The following is a 15,860-nucleotide window of genomic DNA, read 5'->3' on the forward strand; positions in this document are numbered from 1 at the left end:
AGAATGTGTTTTTATAAAAAAAATAGAATAATAGAAAAAGTCTTTAATGAGAATAACTCTAGACAAAGTATAGTTGATTATTATATCTTTAGTGCAATTATACCTTTTACAATCAAGTTTTGCAATACAAAGAAAGGTAGGGGAGACTTAATTAGATTAGATTTTGGGTGATTTTAGTTTTCTGTAGAGAGTTGAGAGTGCCAGGAATCTTTAAACAAAATCATATTTGTTTTATAAATTTTTAATTCTTTTTTCCAAGAAGAATCATCACTGCTAGGAATTAATTTGGTTTCTTGTATGAGTTGAAAGTCATTGATATCATGATTGTACAAATATTTTAATTTGAAAATACAGTTTTCATAGGGGTGTGTATAGTATCCTGAGTAAAATATACTTAACTGAAAACCATTTTTGTTAATATCAATAGTTGTAAGAGGATCATTTTGATCATGAAAAATTAGATTGTTATTACTTGAGTGTAATTTATATGTGCCAGATGTATTTCCTAATGCAATAGCTAGTGTCGAACGATTTTGAGTTTTGTTATTTATCATGTAAATGAATGCATCGGCAATCCCATCTTTATTAATATCGGCTGTCTTATAATATCTTAGTTCACAATTTTTAAATTCTTGTTCAATAAAGGTTTGTATTTTTTCAGTTTCAGTAAGTTTTGGAACTAATTTACCATTAGTGTCAACGGTATATGCTTTAGCTATTTTTTTTCTATAAAAACTATTATAAGAAGTGCCTGATAAATCAGGAGAGGGGATGTCAATACTTTCACCTTCTGAGTATATTGTGTTAATCGTATTTCTGGTACCGTTGATGAATGATGGGAAAATAGTAGTATTTCCTTCAAATAGACCTCCATCACCAACACCTGTATTATCTATAAAATACTTTAGTTTTCTACCATTCCAGCTATAGATAATATCTCCACTGGTTTGTCCACAACTTTCAGCATAGTGACAAATAGTTATAAACTCCTCAACTTGTGGAATTCCTAGATTGCCTAAGAGTGTTATATTATCTCCTCCGTTTATTTTTATTTTATCTATGGTTTTTCCATTTTTTATAGCGATAAGATAGTTTTCTTTCATTAAAAAAGTGACTTCTTTATTTTTTAGGCTCTCGGCTCCCATTGGTGTTAAAAATTGATTCCATACATAGGCTTCTTGATGTTTATACTTTATATGACTCCAGTACCCTTTTTGGTTATTTATAGTATCTTCTTTAAAACTATAGTTAAGAATTTCTACGCTGTTTGGTATCTGTAGTGTTGCTATGATAGGCGATTTTATAGAGGCTTCAGATCTGATATTTACATTATTGGCTGTTATATACCCTAATTGTGAATCATTTAGAAATGGGAGTTCTAATTTTTTGGTAAATGGTGTTAATGCACCTTCGTCCCATTGATAAAGTAAAAAGTCATTGGGTTCTTGAAATTTAAAAACTATTATTTCCTTATTGTCGCTATTATGGGTAGTACCAATGCTAAAGACTTCGGATAATTCTTTATTTGCTTTAAGTGCTATAGGTTGATGTGATATAAATTGGTTATTATGAAATATTTTTACGCCTATTTTACTTTCTGATTCTTCTTTTATAAGTAATCTATAATCGGTATTTGTATGAAGTTTAAAAGCAAACCTTGAAACAAGATTATTCCATACGTATGCGATCTTGTTTTGGTATTGTGTTTCAATCCAATATCCAGGAGTGCCATTAATTGTATCCCTTATATGAGTATATGTTTCTTGTAATTTGTCACCTGGATTTAAGGTTGCGATTACTTTTGATTTTATTGAAGAAGAGCTCCTTAGGTTAACATTAGCGTTATAAATAGAAACAGGGCTATTGGATATGTGATTCATATAGTATCCTCCTCTTTGGGAAAAGCCTATAGTTGATTGTAAAAGAATAAAAATAAGAAGAATGTAATACCGCATAGTTTTATGTATCCTATTAAGAGCAAATATAATATTGTAGATATCCAAAAAAGCCTACGAATATATATCCGTAGGCTTTTTTTATAGATTTGCCTGATCTTGAAAATAAATTGATTTTGTCAATTTACTTTATAAGATTCAATATTTATGCTTCTATAATGCTATTTAAAGTAGTACTAGGTCGCATTGCCTTAGATACTTTCTCTACATCTGGCCAATAATAACCTCCCATATCTACAGTACTCCCTTGGGCATTGTTGAGTTCAGTAATGATTTTAGTTTCATTGTTTGCTAGTTCTTTTGCTATTATAGCAAATTCACTTTGTAAATCATTATCTTGAGTCTGTTTTGCAAGTTCTTGTGCCCAATATAAAGCCAAATAAAAATGGCTCCCTCTATTGTCTAATTCATTTACTTTTCGAGAAGGAGATTTTTTATGATCTAGAAATTTTATAGTTGCCTGATCCAAAGCTTCAGCTATAATTAGTGCTTTAGAATTGTTATTGGTTTCACCTAAGTGTTCTAGTGAGACAGCCAAAGCGAGAAATTCTCCTAATGAATCCCATCTCAAATGTCCTTCTTTATTAAATTGCTGAACGTGTTTTGGTGCAGAACCTCCTGCTCCAGTTTCAAATAAACCACCTCCATTCATTAATGGAACAATAGATAACATTTTTGCACTGGTGCCTAATTCTAAGATAGGGAAGAGGTCGGTATTATAATCACGTAATACGTTTCCTGTAACTGAAATAGTATCCTGACCAGCTGCAATTCTTTCTAGAGAGAAACGTGTTGCTTCAACAGGAGACATAATTCTAATATCTAATCCTGTAGTATCATGCTCGGGTAAATATGTATTAACTTTTTTGATTAACTCTGTATCATGAGCCCTATTTTTGTCTAACCAAAAGATAGTAGGAGTATTAGTTGCTTTAGCTCTATTTACGGCAAGTTTTACCCAATCTTTGATTGGTGCATCTTTGGTCTGACACATGCGCCAGATGTCTCCTTTTTCTACAGTGTGTTCTGTGATTATATTACCTGCAGAACCAATAACTCTAACGCTACCGTTTCCTTGAATTTCGAAAGTTTTATCATGAGAGCCGTACTCTTCAGCTTTTTTAGCCATTAGCCCTACATTAGGAACAGTTCCCATAGTGGTTGGGTCAAAAGCACCATGTTTTTTACAAAAATCAATAGTTTCCTGATATATGCCTGCGTAGCTACTATCAGGGATAACTGCTTTGGTATCTTGAAGATTTCCCTGAGTATCCCACATCTTACCTGAGTTACGAATCATAGCCGGCATAGAAGCATCAATAATAATATCGCTTGGAACATGTAGATTTGTAATTCCTTCGTCAGAATTTACCATTGCAAGTTTTGGGCCTTTTTCATAGCATGCTTGAATATCAGCTTTTATTTCTTCTCTTTTTGCATCTGGAACTCTTTTTAATTTGTTGATGAGGTCACCAAAACCATTGTTAACTTCTACTCCAGCTTCTTCAAGAGTTTCTGCATGTTTTTCAAATACATCTTTAAAAAATACTTCTACAGCATGTCCAAAAATAATTGGATCAGAAACCTTCATCATTGTTGCTTTCATATGTAGTGAAAACAATACATCTTTTTCTTTGGAATCAGCTATTTGTTCTTCAAGAAAAGAAATAAGTGCTTTTTTACTCATTACAGTAGCATCTATGACTTCTCCTGATAGCAGAGAGGTTTTTTCTTTTAGTATAGTTGTATTTCCGTTTTGATCAATAAATTCAATTTTTACTTCATCGGCTTCAGCCATGGTAACTGATTTCTCGTTAGAGCAAAAATCACCGCTTGTCATTGTGGCAACATGAGTCTTAGAGTCAGAGGACCATTCTCCCATAGCGTGTGGGTTCTTTTTGGCATATTGTTTCACCGGTTTAGGAGCTCTACGATCAGAGTTTCCTTCTCTTAAGACAGGGTTTACAGCACTACCCTTGATTCTGTCATATCGTGATTTGATTTCTTTTTCATTGTCATTCTCTGGCTCTTCTGGATAGTTTGGCACAGCAAATCCCTGGAGTTGTAATTCAGCAATAGCGGCTTTTAATTGAGGAATTGAAGCACTAATATTAGGAAGCTTTATGATATTTGCTTCAGGTTTTTGGGCAAGTTGACCTAGCTCTGCAAGAGCATCAGCTTGTTTTTGCTTATCGGTTAATTTTTCGGGAAAATTAGCAAGAATTCGAGAAGCAAGTGAGATGTCTTTTGTCTCAATTTCGATATTTGCTGCTTTTGTGAATTTTTGAACAATGGGTAAAAAAGAATATGTAGCTAAAGCAGGTGCTTCATCAGTTCTAGTGTATACAATTTTTGAGTTATCAACTCCCATATTTTTGGTTTTTTATTTAGGGGTTCTCTTTTTTTAAGCTTAAAAGATCTAGATACCCTAATTTATTATACTATTTATGTAAGGAAATAATTAGTCGTTTAATTATTCTTAGACAAACAATATTGGTTGATCTTTTTTGGCATTGACCATATTGAATATACAATATTATTAGTCAGAGATTTTCCGAGCGCGAAGATACAAATCTAGTAATGTAAATGCAACCTGTAAGGTGTTAGTTTTGAGTTAAAGACTTTGAATTGTAGTTTCCAAAAAATAAAAGGTAAAAAAAATAAGATATGAAAAATTAGCCCCTGTTTTTATTGATACTTTTAGAAAGATAAAAAGCCATATCAAGAATACGAGTATTTTGATATGGCTTCATCGGAAATAATTTTTATGCTAGCTGTTTTACCCGCTATTAGATAAAAACTTTCGTTTGTTATTACATAATCTTTTATTTCCAGATTAAGTAGATTTAAATTTACCAAATGATGATTTGTATAATTTATTTCTACTCATACGACTAATACGAGCGCTTGTGTTTCTAAATTACTAATGCAATTTTTCAGTTTTTCACCCAAATAGTCTAATGCCATTTAAAATTAAAAAGGTGTCAAGACTTAATTTTTTCTTTTAAATTTCATTTTGAAATGATTTTAAAGAAAGCCCTTAAATTAATTTCAAGGATGTACTCAAAAAAATAACTTTCGTCTTATATTTATTTTAATTATAAAGTGGTCTTTTTATGTTCAAAGAACGTATTGTGTACAATTACATAACGTAGAGAATCCTTGTGTCATCTCTTATTGAATGTAATCTTAGATAAATATAAGCAAAATCTATTGTTTGGTCAATATTTATTATTGCATTAGTTATCAACTGGTTATGAACTAGGGTTATTAACTTTTGTTCATAAAAAAAGGTCGTTGATTAACGACCTTTTTTGACTTGTATAAGAAGTGAAAATTAGTTTCTTCTTTCTTTGATACGTGCTTTTTTACCAGTAAGTTCTCTAAAGTAAAATATACGTGCTCTACGTACTTTACCTCTTTTGTTAACTTCAATTTTTTGAAGTGCTGGTAAATTTACAGGAAAAATACGTTCTACTCCAATAGTTCCTGACATCTTTCTGATTGTAAATGTTTCAGTAGCTCCAGAACCTCTTCTTTGTATTACAACTCCTCTAAAGAACTGTGTACGTGTTTTGTTTCCTTCTTTAATTTCGTAATAAACAGTGATAGTATCACCAGCAGAGAATTGAGACATCTCTTTTTTTTCAACAAATTCGTCTTGTACGAATTTTACTAAATCTTCCATTTTTGATATAGTTTCTTAGGTTTTGTTAAAACAACATTCACGGTTTTCGCCAGAGGTTGTTCTAATCAGGGTGCAAAAATAAGTATTATTTAAAGATTTCCAAGCTTTTTGAAATCTTTATTATTGTTTTTGTTTTCAGAGTGTTAACAAACATACTTTGTGTAAATGAAGTTTACTAGTTTATTTCCTCTGAAGGAATATACTCTAAAGTGTATTTGTCTGAGTAAAATGTTTTTTTATGTTCGGGAAACGTGATTTTCATAAATAAGATATACGTACCATATTCCATGTCAGGATGAAAAAGATCTACAAATTCTAATTGCTTTTTTTCATTATTCCAATATTGAACTTTGTATTTTTTATCAATTTCTTCTGCGCTACTATCATCATAAAGAATAGCGTGGTCAGCACCAATAAGAGCAGGTGACTCATCATAAAGTTTTTGTTCATATCGTTTATTACTCATAGAGATATATACATAACTTACCTGATGCTGACTGCATAATAATACAGATTCCCTGGTATTGTATAGGTCAAGTGAGTGTATATATGCTGCGTCCTTGTCTTTGATATAATTATTAGTGCTTAATTCTAACCCATTGCTTTTGGGATATTCTTGTTCGTACAGTTTTACTAGTTCGTCAAAAAAATATTCTTGATCCGAGTTTGTTGTCAATGATTGTGTGACGATTTGACTCATTTCTTTTTCTGAAGGCGTCTGAGTTGTATGGAAATCATAAACTGTGGCGTAACTATAAATATCTCTGATGGTTTGTGTGGAGTCTATATCTTTATGTTGTGATGTTGTATAATACTCCCAAACGATATGCCAATCACTTTCTTCTTGTTTACGAGATTCAATATCAAAAGCGCTTATGTTATGCTGGAAATCAGATTCTTTTCTTTTTTTTCCTGTATTGTGATACTTTTCTTGAAAAGCAGTGTGTGAATCAGAACCATTTTTACGAATAAATAATTCTTCATTAACGATACCATTATTATGGTACTCGCGAAACTGTTCTTGTTTATGATATAGATTAAAATATCCTATTCTTTTTGGTTGTCTTTTTTCTTTATCATAGTAGACATATGTACTATTTAGAAGTATTTGTTCTTTTTCTTTTGAGCTACCCCAAAAGTTATATGTCTTTTGATTTGTGCAAAGCACCTCTTTGATCATATCATTATCATAATATTTGATAGTATCTATAGCTGGGAAAAGGGGATTGGATTTTATCTGTTCATAATATTGAATGAATGCAATTTCGGCTTTTTCTTCTTCGGTAAAAGCGATTTGTTTTAAATTGGTCACCGTTGGAGAATACCATTTTTTGGAACCAAAGTAGTTGTTAAATTGTTCGTTTTTGAAAACATACCCTTTTTGAGCGTAATATTCGTTGCGCATAAGCCGTAATTCTTCTAGGGAACATTCAAAGAGAGATTTGTCTGAATATAAAAAAGGGTCAGGTTTAATGTTGTTTTGGTTAGATTCTTGTTTGGTTAGGTGTTTATGTACGAAATAAGGCTTCATTTCACGATTCACAATAGTTCCGTTATTAAAAAAAATGTAATTTTCTCCATCAAACGTAAAGTGATCTTCTGCATTAAGAAAAAAAGTAATGTCTCTATTTATGTAGAGAGGGGATAAGCTGGTATACGATAGTTTTACAACAACATGATCATTATCTACGATTTGAATTATTTTATAGGTGATCTCTGGGATGTATAAACCATTTTCTGTCAATGAGAAGTTAAATTGATCAATATTAGCCTTAGTCATTCTAAAACTTCCTTCATTACGAATAACACATGTGGTCGTTATGGTAGGGTAATTTTCAAAATTTAATCGATTAGGATATATACTAAAGAATGGTTCTGCATGTAACCCAAAAGCGATTAAGAGAAATGAAAAAACTAAAATTTTTCTTTGCATTGTAATACAATTAGATGATTACTGCAAAGGTTAGGTAAATCATTATAGTACGGTACCCCGTTTATAGTGAATATTGGTTAGATGTTGTTGTTTTAGTTATCTAGTAAATCCGGTCTTCGTTCTTTTGTTCTCTGATAAGCCTGCTCTTCTCTCCAGGTTTCAATTTTGGGAAAATTACCTGAGGTTAGGATTTCTGGCACTTTCCATCCTTTGTATTCTGCTGGTCTTGTATATATTGGGGGTGCTAATAGGTTATCTTGAAAAGAATCAGTTAGGGCAGAAGTTTCATTGCCTAATACTCCAGGAATAAGTCTAATGATAGCATCACACAAAATCAATGCTCCTAATTCTCCTCCTGATAATACATAATCTCCAACCGATAATTCTTTAGTAATAAAATGATCACGTACGCGTTGGTCTACTCCTTTATAGTGGCCACAAAGTATAATGAGATTCCCTTTTAATGACAATTGGTTAGTGATTCCTTGATTTAAGGTTTCTCCATCTGGGGTCATATAAATAACCTCGTCATAATCTCTTTGCGATTTTAATTTTGAGATACATTTATCTATAGGTTCGATCATCATTACCATACCTGCGCCACCACCAAATTGATAGTCATCTACTTGTTTGTAACTGTTTGTGGTGTATTCTCTAAGATTATGGAGATGTACTTCGACTAATCCCTTTTCTATAGATCGCTTCATGATTGAAGCTTCAAAAGGACTTCTTAGGATATCGGGTACTACGGTTATAATATCTATACGCATCTTAACATTAAATTCTATACTGAATGCAAAGATGCAAAAGAATATAATATAAATCTAGAAATTAAATTTACTTAGCTCCTGCTTTACGTTGTTTGTTGATTTCATCCTGAAGCTTACGCATAACTTTTTGCTCTCGTTCTAATGATCTGCGTCTGTGATCTTCAAACTCTTCTTCAGTTTCGGCTAAAGCTTTCTTGGCTTGTACTGTTATAGCATTACTGTTTTTAAATTTATAAATAAACAAACTTAAAAAAGCTAAAAGAATTCCTATAATCACTAACATAATAGTGTTATAGCTTGATTTGGTTACTGCAGCTCCAAAAAAGCTCATACTATCTTTTTCTTGAGTTACTGCAGTGAGATCACCATTTGTTTTGGCAAGTGATTCTTCGAGACCTGTTATTGTAGATTGTTGTTCTGTAATCTTAAGGTTAGAAGTATTCAATTTCGATTCTAATGTCTTTAGTGTATCAATGGTGTTAGATTTAAGCTTGTTTATCCAAACTTGTTTTACTACTTTATATTCCTGATACCTTCCAGATTTTTGTATAACAATATCAAATTGTCCTTCTATCTTTTCTTGCTTCAAAGCTTGCTCGACCGTTACGGTTTCTTCCTGAGCGTATGAAGTTTCAAAAAAAGATAATAAAATAGTTAAAACTATTAGGTATTGTGATAATTTCATGCTGTTATTCTTAATTTTAGTGGTTGTATATACAATATCCCTACGTGTAGTAGTTAGAAGATAAAAATAACTATTTACAAATGATTTAGAGGAATATTATATATCCTTTCTTTTTTTGGTTATTAATTTCTTCTGTAACGGTAATAAATGTACGATATTGTGGTTAAAAAAAAAGAATTTTTGGTTGTAATTTACCAAAAAGCAAAATTATTGTTAATTTATTGTTTACTAATGCTTTATGTTGACTGATAATTACATGTTAGGTTATCGTAAATAAAAAAAGCCGTTATGATTAACGGCTTTTAAGTGTCTTGTTGAATATTTTAATAGTAAGTAAAACGCCTTACTTTGGCTATATATTTTGATAACCTAATTACTTGATGACTATATCCATATTCATTATCGTACCAAACATATAAAATTGCGTTATTTCCTTTGGTATCGACTATAGTAGCGTTACTGTCATATATTGATGGAGCAGAAGAGCCTATGATATCACTAGAAACCAATTCGTTATCTAGCGAATATTTTATTTGTTCTACCAAATTTCCTTCTAATGCATATTTTTTGAGTGCTGCATTTATACTTTCTTTAGAAGCCTTCTTTTCTAAGTTTAGATTTAGGATTGCTAAAGACCCATTGGGTACAGGAACTCGAATTGCATTAGAGGTTAGTTTACCCTCAAAACTTGGTAAAGCTTTAGAAACAGCTTTCCCAGCTCCAGTTTCTGTGATTACCATATTAAGAGCGGCTGCACGACCTCTTCTATATTTATTATGCATATTATCTACCAGATTTTGATCATTGGTATATGCATGTATTGTTTCTAAATGGCCGTTTACTACACCAAAACTTTCGTCTACAGCTTGTAAAATAGGTGTTATTGCATTTGTTGTGCAAGAAGCGGCAGAGAATATATCTACTTTATCAGGGTCGTTTTCTTTGTGATTTACCCCGTGAACAATATTTGGGATACCTTTACCTGGAGCGGTAAGTAATACTTTGTCAATCCCTTTGGCAGCCAAATGTCTGCTTAAAGCTTCTTTGTCTCTAAAAGCGCCGGTGTTGTCTATTAATAAAGCATCTTTAATTCCATAAGAAGTGTAATCTATTTCTTCTGGATTATTTGCGCTGATAATTTTTACAGTAGTACCATTGATAATAAGTGCACTATTTTTTAGATCTGTTTCAACAGTACCAGCAAAATCTCCATGTACAGAATCACTTCTTAATAATGAAGCTCTTTTTTCTAAAACTTCCTGATTAATTGCTCCTCTGGTAACTATGGCCCTAAGCCTTAATTGACTTCCTTTTCCTGTAATAGTCATCAATTCTCTAGCTACAAGGCGGCCAATCCTACCAAAACCATAAAGAACTACATTCTTAGGCGAAATTGGTTTGAATTTCTTTGCATCCTTTAGTTTATTCTGTACAAAGCGATTTATCGATCCATATTCCTCACTTGCTAGATGATATTCATATGTGAGTTTACCAATATCTAATTTTGATGGAGGTAAATTCATTAGTTTGATAGCTTGTGCGATTTCTACTGAATCAAAAATCGAGATTGGCTTTTGTACAAACTCGCCAGCGTATTCGTGAAGATTTATAATCTCACTAACATTTTTGTCAATTAGCTGATTGCGAAAAAGTACCAATTCTATAGAATTGTCGTACCATAAGTCGCTTACAGTTTTGATAAATGCCACTGTTGCGCGGCGTCTGTCTGCCTGAAAGGCAAGTTCTTTTTCATAAACTTCGTTAGAGCTCATAATGTGTTGTGTTTTACAGTCTTGAAATTTCGTGCAAAAGTATATATTTCAAACGTTTTCGTGAAACGTTTTTTGATAAAAAAATCCCATTACTTTATTAAAGTAATGGGAACTATTGTTTTTTATAGCTTTTTAATTAATTATTGAAAGACAAATTCACGTTTTTTTCCATCTCTATCTACAAGACTAATTGTGATGTCTTCGTCTTTATATTTATTTTCGATTATTTGCTTTACTTCAAGAACATTTTTTACTTTTTTACCATCAATTTCGCTAATAACTAATCCTTCTAAATTATATCTTTTCATTCTTGAACTCAATGCTTTACTAATTACAACACCATGATCAAGTTTAAAGTTCTTTAAATAATCTTTTGGAGGGTTTGCAACTTCTACACCAACATCATCAATGTTGTATCGTTGTATCTCATATTTGGATAAAGTAACTGGTAGTACTAGTTCTTTATTTTTTCTAAGTACTCTTACGTTAATAACATCTTTTGGCCTCTTGCTATTTACATATCCGGTTAAATCAGCAAATTTTCTAATAGGTAGTCCATCGATTTCTTTTATAACATCTCCTTCTAAAAGTCCTGCCTTTTTCGCTCCGCTTTCTTCGGCTACAGAGGCAACAAATACTCCTTGAGAAGTAGAGATGTCATACTCCTCCATTGCTTTTGGGTTTATTGTGCCTCCTGTGATCCCTAAAATACCTCTTTGTACACCGCCAAATTCTATAATATCATCAATTATTTTTTTAGCATTATTAGAAGGTACTGCAAAAGCATATCCAACATAACTACCTGTTTGAGAAGTTATGGCAGTATTAATACCTATTAATTCGCCTCTTGTGTTGACTAAAGCACCACCACTGTTGCCTGGGTTAATTGCGGCATCAGTTTGTATAAAAGATTGACTTTTATTGTCAGATTCATCCAAATCTCTTGATTTAGCACTTATAATACCAGCAGTAACTGTTGAGGTAAGGTTGAAAGGGTTTCCTACAGCTAATACCCATTCTCCAATCTTAGCAGAATTAGAATCGCCAAAAGGGATGTAGGATAGTTTTTCATCTGCATCTATCTTAATCAGGGCAATGTCAGATTGTGGAGCAGTACCTACTACTTTGGCTTTATAAGATTTATTGTTATTTAATGTGATTTCAAGATCAGAAGCTCCATCAATAACATGATTATTTGTTACAATGTATCCATCTTCTGTAATGATAACTCCAGACCCGGCACCTTGAATTCTTCTTTCCTGTGCTCCTCCGTTTCTAAAAAATTCCATTAAATTTCTGGGTGCACGAGTGATTCCATATTGTTTGACATGTACTACGGCGTTAACTGTTTTTTCTGCAGCTAGCGTAAAATCAATACTAGCATTTGGTATACTTGAATTCGTATTAGTGACCGTATAATTTACGGGAATTGAATTTGATTTAACTTCATTTTCCGTAACAACAGTTTCGGGTTCTAAAAACAGTTTATATAATCCTAAAGTAAATACTCCTGCAAGGACTGCTACAACCAATAAGCTCAAAAATCTTTTCATTTTCTTTTCTTTTTTGTTTGATTTTACCATTAACTTCTTTAATAGACTATCAATAACTATTAAAATTACAATTATAGTATACTTTTTTTATGATATTTAACTCACAATTAACAACAGTTTTATGTTGACATTCTTTGTACCTTTGTCTATATAATTGAAAGAACAATGACCCTTACTTTTTATAAATATCAAGGTACCGGTAATGATTTTGTAATCATTGATAATCGTGAATCTATACTTTCCAAAAATAATACCAAATTGTTTGCCAGACTTTGTGACAGAAAATTTGGGATCGGAGCAGATGGTTTAATGTTATTAGAGTTGCCTCAAAATAACGAGGATGATTTTACTATGGTGTATTTTAATGCAGATGGTAATGAGAGTTCTATGTGTGGTAATGGAGGGAGATGTTTGGTTGCATTTGCAGCTTTTCTTGGTGTGATTAGGGATAGAGCAACTTTTACAGCTATAGATGGTAAGCATCATGCTGAAATTAAAAACGGTTTAGTGTATTTGCAGATGCAAGATGTGTTAGAGATAGAAAAGTATGATGATCATTTGTTTCTGGATACTGGTTCTCCTCATCATGTTACTATGGTTGATGGATTATCCGAATATGATGTAGAAAATGTTGGAAGAAGAATTAGAAATGGAGCTCCCTATTTTGAAGCAGGTAGTAATGTAAATTTTGTTGAGAAAAGAAATGGTAGTTCATTTGCTGTTCGAACTTATGAAAGAGGAGTAGAAGATGAGACATTGTCTTGTGGGACTGGAGTGACAGCTGTGGCACTTTCTATGCATGCAACAAAGCTTACAGATAAGGAAGCGGTTAGTGTTCAGACCCAAGGTGGAGAATTGAAGGTCACGTTTAAGAAAACTGAAAATGGATATGAGGATATCTTTTTGATAGGTCCTGCTGAGCAGGTTTTTAAAGGAGAGTTCTCATGGTAACACTTAAAGGAGAAAACATTTATTTACGAGCTCTAGAACCAGAAGATCTTGATTTTGTTTATATAGTAGAGAATGATGAACAGATTTGGGAGATGAGTTCTACGCAAACTCCCTATTCGAGATTTTTAATTAAACAATATTTGGAGCATGCTCATAAAGATATTTATGAAGTAAAACAATTGCGATTAGTCATTTGTTCAAATGATGATGCAGTTCTAGGATTAATTGATTTATTTGATTTTAACCCTACGCATAATAGAGCAGGTGTCGGTATTTTAATTGCAGAGAAAGAAAGCCGAGGTAAAGGTTATGGGGCAGAAGCTTTAGAACTTATAACAAATTATGGTTTTACACATCTGCATTTACATCAATTGTATGCGAATATTTCTGAAGATAATGGGACGAGTATTAAATTATTTGAAAAAAAAGGATTTAATAAAGTTGGAGTGAAGAAAGAGTGGAATTTAGTAAAAGAAACTTATAAAGATGAATTTTTATATCAATTAATATATGTACATTAAAAAAATACTATTAGCTATTGCATTATTAGGTTTAATTGCAGGAGGAATTTTTGCATATTATGTGTATCAGGCAGTTTTTTCTCCTAATACTAGTTTTGAAAACGAAACTAAAACTGTTTATATACCAACTGGAGGAACATATACTGAGCTTATTGAGGTGATTAGTCCAATAGTTAAAGATATTTATAGTTTTGATAGAATAGCTAGAAGGAAAGGATATATTGATAATATTAAGGCTGGGCGATATATTATAAAGAAAGATTTGAATAATAATGATATTATCAATGTTCTAAGAAGTAAAAATGAGCCAATTCAAGTTAGTTTCAATAATCAGGAAAGACTCGAAAATCTTGCCGGAAGAATTGCTACTCAGATAGAAGCAGATAGTATTTCATTGTTAAAAGTTTTTAAAGAAAAAGCTTTTTTAGAAGCAAAGGGGTTTTCTCCAGAAACTTCTCTAGCTATGTATGTGCCAAATAAGTATGAATTCTTTTGGAATACTTCTGCAGAGCAGTTTAGAGATAGGATGCTAAAGGAGTATAATAAGTTTTGGAATGAATCGCGTCTGTCAAAAGCCAAGAAAATAGGTTTGACACCTGCTCAAGTTTGTACAGTTGCTTCGATTGTTCAAAAAGAGACAGCTAAGGTTGATGAAAGACCAAGAGTTGCGGGGGTTTATATGAATAGATATACTAATGGATGGAAATTAGATGCTGATCCAACAGTAATCTATGCAATTAAAAAACATCGTAATGATTGGGATGTAGTAATAAAACGTGTTTTGTATAAAGATTTAGAGTTAGATAGTCCTTATAATACATATAAATATGCTGCATTACCACCTGGGCCAATAACAATGCCTGATATTTCTTCTATCGATGCTGTTCTTAATTATGAAAAGCATGAATATTACTTTTTTGTTGCTAACGTAGAGAATTTTGGATACCATAAATTCGCTAAGACATTGAGTCAGCATAATCGTAATAAAAAACAGTATGTAAAGTGGATTAACGAGAAGGGGATAAATAGGTAGATTTATATCCTCTTTTTTGTAGGAAAAAATAGAGTTTTTTTTCTGTACTGCTTTAAAAACTTCATCAATTTATTAACAAAATTGTATTTTTTTTGTGAATTACTATTAAAAGTTTAGGTTTATTTTTATTCGACTAAAAGACTTGGTTCGACGTTTAAGTGTCAATTTTAAGGTTTTTTATACAAATTTTAGTGCTTTTTAAGCTTGTTTTTTTGATATAAAACGCTGTTTTTCAGCATTATAATAATTTTAACACTCTGTTCTTTTTTATTTTTAAAAAAGTCGTATATTTGCACGGCAAAAATTTAAGTAGAGGGGACCATTTTTTTAATGGCTACTTAGAAATTTTTTATATGATAAAGAGGATAATAGGATTATCTATATTACTTACAATTGGAGGGGCGCTTTTGTTGAGTTTTACAACAAAAGAGAAAGTAGATTTTAGCTCCTATAGTACTGCTGGTTTGGATTTGTACTACATTGCACCTAATTTTAGTGAAATTGAAGATGATAGCGCATTTTTTTCTCCTGAACTGGGGAAAACTTATGTAGGATTTAAAGAGGCTGTTGCTTTTAAAGAATCTCGTGGCGACTATGGTGTGGTGAATCAATTTGGTTATATGGGGAAATATCAATTCGGTAAAGGAACATTGGCTTTAATTGGTGTTAAAAATGTTTCAAAAAACCAATTTCTTAGAAATCCAGAACTTCAGGAAAAAGCTTTTTATGCAAATCTTTCTAGGAATAAATGGGTTTTACGTAGGGATATTAAATGGTTTGCCGGTAAAAGAATGAATGGTGTAGAGGTAACAGAATCTGGAATTCTTGCTGCTGCCCATCTAGCTGGGCCTGGTGCAGTAAAAAGATATTTGCGTACTGGTGGAGTAGAAGGATTTGCTGATGCATTTGGTACTACTATTCGATATTATATGAAACGATTTGGAGGGTATGATACGTCTTTTGTCGTTGCGAATAGAAGAGCGAAAGCTGTATTGTGAT

General features: G+C 32.0%; 12 protein-coding genes. 4 read left to right on the plus strand and 8 right to left on the minus strand.

What is annotated here, in order from left to right:
• Nucleotides 1–173: 173 nt before the first annotated feature.
• From FOF46_RS08225 to FOF46_RS08260, 8 genes are all read right to left on the minus strand, one after another.
• Nucleotides 174–1,955 (minus strand): SH3 domain-containing protein, encoded by a 1,782-nt coding sequence (locus FOF46_RS08225; protein ID WP_143916126.1) that lies wholly within the window; start codon nt 1,953–1,955, stop codon nt 174–176.
• A gap of 145 nt (nt 1,956–2,100) precedes the next feature.
• Nucleotides 2,101–4,326 carry an NADP-dependent isocitrate dehydrogenase gene (locus tag FOF46_RS08230; RefSeq protein ID WP_143916127.1) on the minus strand — a complete coding sequence of 742 codons (2,226 nt, stop codon included), beginning with the start codon at nt 4,324–4,326 and terminating at the stop codon, nt 2,101–2,103.
• A 966-nt stretch (nt 4,327–5,292) separates the two neighbouring features.
• Nucleotides 5,293–5,643 carry a 50S ribosomal protein L19 gene (rplS, locus tag FOF46_RS08235; RefSeq protein ID WP_109439212.1) on the minus strand — a complete coding sequence of 117 codons (351 nt, stop codon included), beginning with the start codon at nt 5,641–5,643 and terminating at the stop codon, nt 5,293–5,295.
• Between the two features lie 175 nt (nt 5,644–5,818).
• Nucleotides 5,819–7,576, minus strand: coding sequence for a YARHG domain-containing protein (locus tag FOF46_RS08240; protein WP_143916128.1), 1,758 nt, complete (start codon nt 7,574–7,576; stop codon nt 5,819–5,821).
• Between the two features lie 92 nt (nt 7,577–7,668).
• Nucleotides 7,669–8,346, minus strand: coding sequence for a tRNA (guanosine(37)-N1)-methyltransferase TrmD (gene trmD / locus FOF46_RS08245; RefSeq protein WP_143916129.1), 678 nt, complete (start codon nt 8,344–8,346; stop codon nt 7,669–7,671).
• A 67-nt stretch (nt 8,347–8,413) separates the two neighbouring features.
• Nucleotides 8,414–9,031 carry a tRNA (guanine-N1)-methyltransferase gene (locus FOF46_RS08250; RefSeq protein WP_143916130.1) on the minus strand — a complete coding sequence of 206 codons (618 nt, stop codon included), beginning with the start codon at nt 9,029–9,031 and terminating at the stop codon, nt 8,414–8,416.
• Nucleotides 9,032–9,354: 323 nt separating this feature from the next.
• Nucleotides 9,355–10,803 (minus strand): glyceraldehyde-3-phosphate dehydrogenase, encoded by a 1,449-nt coding sequence (locus tag FOF46_RS08255; protein ID WP_109439209.1) that lies wholly within the window; start codon nt 10,801–10,803, stop codon nt 9,355–9,357.
• Nucleotides 10,804–10,943: 140 nt separating this feature from the next.
• Nucleotides 10,944–12,356: a trypsin-like peptidase domain-containing protein gene (locus FOF46_RS08260; protein WP_109439239.1), complete on the minus strand. Its 1,413-nt coding sequence runs from the start codon at nt 12,354–12,356 to the stop codon at nt 10,944–10,946.
• Nucleotides 12,357–12,521: 165 nt separating this feature from the next.
• Here FOF46_RS08260 and dapF point away from each other — a divergent pair, with 165 nt between their 5' ends.
• From dapF to FOF46_RS08280, 4 genes are all read left to right on the plus strand, one after another.
• Entirely contained in the window at nt 12,522–13,307 is a 786-nt protein-coding gene (gene dapF, locus FOF46_RS08265; RefSeq protein WP_109439208.1) for a diaminopimelate epimerase, read from the plus strand.
• Nucleotides 13,301–13,828: a GNAT family N-acetyltransferase gene (locus FOF46_RS08270; protein ID WP_143916131.1), complete on the plus strand. Its 528-nt coding sequence runs from the start codon at nt 13,301–13,303 to the stop codon at nt 13,826–13,828. The genes dapF and FOF46_RS08270 overlap by 7 nt, the downstream gene beginning before the upstream one ends.
• Nucleotides 13,818–14,861 carry an endolytic transglycosylase MltG gene (mltG, locus tag FOF46_RS08275; RefSeq protein ID WP_109439206.1) on the plus strand — a complete coding sequence of 348 codons (1,044 nt, stop codon included), beginning with the start codon at nt 13,818–13,820 and terminating at the stop codon, nt 14,859–14,861. The genes FOF46_RS08270 and mltG overlap by 11 nt, the downstream gene beginning before the upstream one ends.
• Nucleotides 14,862–15,214: 353 nt before the next feature.
• Nucleotides 15,215–15,859 (plus strand): peptidoglycan-binding protein LysM, encoded by a 645-nt coding sequence (locus FOF46_RS08280; RefSeq protein WP_109439205.1) that lies wholly within the window; start codon nt 15,215–15,217, stop codon nt 15,857–15,859.
• Nucleotide 15,860 lies beyond the last annotated feature (1 nt).

Origin of the sequence: Aquimarina algiphila (assembly GCF_007489275.1) — a bacterium.
GTDB lineage: Bacteria > Bacteroidota > Bacteroidia > Flavobacteriales > Flavobacteriaceae > Aquimarina > Aquimarina algiphila.